We start from the raw sequence: 3,799 nt of genomic DNA, 5'->3' as shown, positions 1-3,799 counted from the left end.
GCGATGATATCGCACCCAACGTGAAGCAGGTAACGCGCTCAACGATCGATCTGCCGGATGAAGCCCCGCTCGCTCGCGTTGCACCCGTCGGGATCGATATGCCCAAGATCGCCATCTCTCCCGACGGAGACCGTATCGTACATGTGGCGGAGTCGGATGGCGGGACCGCGCTCTTCGTGCGAGAGATCGACGGCTACCAGATGTCGCGCGTCCCCGGAACCGAGGGAGCCATCCTCCCTTTTTTCTCCCCGGATGGAACGTGGGTCGGCTTCTTGACGAACGACCAAGTCAAGAAGGTCTCTCTCCGCGGCGACCGGCCGTTCACGCTTGGGGATGCCACTACCCCGGTTCGCGCGTTTTGGACGCCGGACGGTAGCATTCTCGTGTCCTCGAACGGAGGCCAAGCCGTGTCACGTATTTCCGCTGAAGGCGGCGGTGATTTTAGTCACATCGCTAGCCTCAGCGAGCTGTTTCCACGCGCCCATTGGACCAACATGACGGATGTCTCACCCGACGGTACCGCGGCTCTCGCGGCCGTGTGGTTGCGAAGCGTCAGCGGTGATTACGCCGATATTCACTGGATTGATCTGAAGACTTGGCGTACCGAGCGTATCGCCCTATTCGGATATGACGCACGTTTTGCAGGCGAATTCATCGTATTTGCCCGTGGCGGTGCGTTGATGGCCGCACCTTGGGAGGAAGCAGAATTGCGGTCGGGCGAGCCCGTCCCCGCAATCTCGGGTGTACGAATGGAGTCGTTCTTTGGTCAGTCACAGTTCTCGATCTCGAGAAGTGGAACTCTTCTGTACGTGCCCGGCTCCGACCGAGCCATTGGCCGTATCGCCTCGCTAGACAGAAGAGGCAATGCAAAGTTTCTCGACGTCCCCCAGCGAGCCTATGCCGCGATCAACGTTTCGCCGGATGACCAACGTTTGGTGGTCAACGTGGCTGATTCCAACGACTACTTGTGGATATACGACCTCGAACGACAGGAGGGTCGACGTCTAGCCGCCGGAACTGTCCCATTGTGGTCGCCGAAGGGTGACGAGATCGTGTTCTCGAGGGCCGACCCCGACCACGGATGGCGCGTGTTTACGTTGCCCGTAAGTCGACCGGAACAACCTCGAGAGGTGCTCGCGTCGGAGTTTCGAGTCCACCCGAGCTCATGGTCGCCGGACGGAAGCACCATCGCTTTGACCCACGAGGGGACCGCTAACCGAATGAGCTTCCTGAATATTCGTGGAGAGCCGAACCTCACTATGGCTTCCCCCGGCGGCTCATACCATTTGTTTCCGTCATTCTCGCCAGACGGCAAGTGGATCGCCTACGGCTCGGGAGAAACCGGACGCTTCGAGATTTGGGTCCGGTCCTACCCGAACGGAGAGACGGCGCGTCAGATTAGCGTCGACGGTGGCGTCGAGCCGGTATGGTGCGATAACGGCGAGCTTCTCTATCGAGTGGGGAATCAGTGGATGGTCGTGTCAATCACCACTGGACCAGAGCTATCGTGGGAGCCACCACGTCCCATTTTCAGCTCCGATTTCATCGATACGCCGCGGGGCACGTGGGATGTCACGTCGGATGGTCAGCGCGTCTTCATTTTCAGAAGAACAAGCGAAGACGAACGTACGAAGTTTCGTCTGGTCACTAATTGGTTCTCGGAGCTCAAACGTCTCGTCCCCACCAACTGACAATGTCCCTCATCCCAGGCACCAAGCTCGCCCATTACGAAGTCGTCGAGTCGATTGGTGCGGGCGGAATGGGTGAGGTCTACCGAGCCCGCGACACCAAACTCGGTCGAGAAGTCGCCATCAAAGTCCTTCCTGAGGAGTTCGCCAAGGATGAGGGGCGGCTGACGAGGTTCGAGCGAGAGGCCCGGCTCCTCGCCCAGCTCAACCACGCGAACATCGCCACGTTGTATGGGCTCGAAGAGCACGACGGCCAGCAGTTTCTCGTGATGGAGTTGGTGGAAGGGGAGACCTTGGCGGAGAGGATTGCCCAGGGCCCCATTCCGGTTGATGAGGCCATTCCGCTCTTTGTCCAGATTGCTGAAGGTCTCGAGGCGGCGCATGAGAAGGGGATCATCCACCGTGATTTGAAACCAGCGAACATCAAGATCGGGCCCGAGGGGAAGCCGAAGATTCTGGATTTTGGGTTGGCCAAAGCCTTTGCTGGTGGCGAAACCGCCCCGGATTCTTCGCAATCACCCACGTTGACGAAAGGTACTGCACTCGGCGCGATCATGGGTACGGCGGCATACATGTCGCCCGAACAGGCCCGCGGAAACCCAGTAGACAAGCGTACCGACATTTGGGCATTCGGCGTTTGTTTCTACGAAGCGCTGACGGGAAGACGCCTCTTTCGGGGCGACGATTCGGCTCAGATCTTGGCTGGCGTGCTGAAGGATGATCCGGACTGGGGCAGCATCCCGAGGGAATGCCCGGAGGCCCTGCATTGGGTGCTTCACCGATGTCTCGCCAGGGATCGGGCCGAGCGCCTTCACGATATAGCCGATGCTGGGATTGAGCTCAAACTGGCTCGCTCCGGTTCGTGGCGCGCGACTGCGGTCCGGGAGCTGGCCAGTGACCGAGCCTGGCATCGAGGATGGCGCGGTGCCGCTTTGGCGGCGAGCCCGTTTGCAGCTGGTGTTCTCGTGATGTGGCTATGGCAGGGCTATTCGACTCCCGGTGCGGCACGCATCACGAATCACTTCGAGCTGAGCGTGGGGCAGGGCAGCCGGATGCTGCGCGGAGTCGGTCGTCCCCTTGCTCTGACGTCTGACGGGCGTCGGGTCGTCTATACGGCACTTCACAACAACCGAAACCAGTTGTTCCTGCGTTCTTTGGACTCCTTCGCGACGGTCGCGATTGCAGGCGGTGATGACGCGATCTTTCCATTCCTGTCACCGGACGATGAGTGGGTCGCGTTCTTCGCGAATGGAGAGTTGTGGAAGATTCCATTGGAGGGAGGTTCCCCGATTTCGCTGGCCCGGGCGCCCTTTCCTTGGGGAGGAAGCTGGGGTAGCGACGGCCAGATCGTTTTCTCGCCGATGTACAACTCGGGTCTGTGGAGAGTCCCCGCAAATGGCGGGATGGCCGAGCAACTGACCGCCCCTGACTTCGCGGAGAAGGGATATGGTCACGTCTGGCCGCAGCACCTTCCCGACGGGCAAACCATTGCTTTCACGGTTTGGACCGGCGACCCGGCGGAAGGCGGCCTCGCAGTGTTATCGCTGGAAACCGGCGCGTGGCGAGTTGTTCATCCCGGCGTTCTGGGTGGCTACTATTCGCAAAGTGGTCACCTCCTCTACTACCCGTCCGGTTCTCCAAGAGCGGTTCTCGCGAGCACGTTCGATGCATCCTCGATGAGCGTCGGGTCGTTTAGTGCTGCTGTTCTCGGCGATGCGCAAGTCGCTCCGTTTGCCGCCACATTCTCGTTAGCGCTCTCGAGCGCCGGGACCCTGGCGTACCTTGCGGAACCCTCGGATACGCCGGCTTTTCAATCAGTGCATCGAGATGGGGTCGTAACACCGGTCGAGATGGAACTGCCCAGCGTACCTCTGTGGCCTCGCCTCTCGCCAGATGGCAAAATGGCCGTCGCTGTCGGCGAGTCAGCGGGACGGCAGCGGCGCGACGGCCAAGCAGGATCACTTTGGCTCTTTGATCTCGAGAGAGGCACCTCGACTCCGCTGTTGGGAGACTTCTTACAGGGAGCGGTTGCGGGATGGCCGATCTGGTCGTCGGACGGAACGACGATCTCATTCGGGTCGAATCGTGCCGGGAGTTGGGACATCTATGCA

2 protein-coding genes are annotated in these 3,799 nt (G+C 60.3%); both read left to right on the top strand.

All coding sequences use genetic code 11. The annotated features are described in order from the left end of the window. Positions 1-1,691: hypothetical protein (locus tag VEK15_14895; protein HXV61983.1), on the top strand; the 1,691-nt coding region annotated here is incomplete at its 5' end. A gap of 2 nt (positions 1,692-1,693) precedes the next feature. Beyond that, the coding region (locus VEK15_14890; protein HXV61982.1) for a protein kinase at positions 1,694-3,799 on the top strand (2,106 nt) is incomplete at its 3' end.

This window comes from Vicinamibacteria bacterium, from assembly GCA_035620555.1.
In the GTDB taxonomy this organism is placed as follows: Bacteria; Acidobacteriota; Vicinamibacteria; order Marinacidobacterales; family SMYC01; genus DASPGQ01.
The sequence above is the reverse complement of the archived record's forward strand: the minus strand, read 5'-3'. Positions and strand labels throughout refer to the sequence as shown.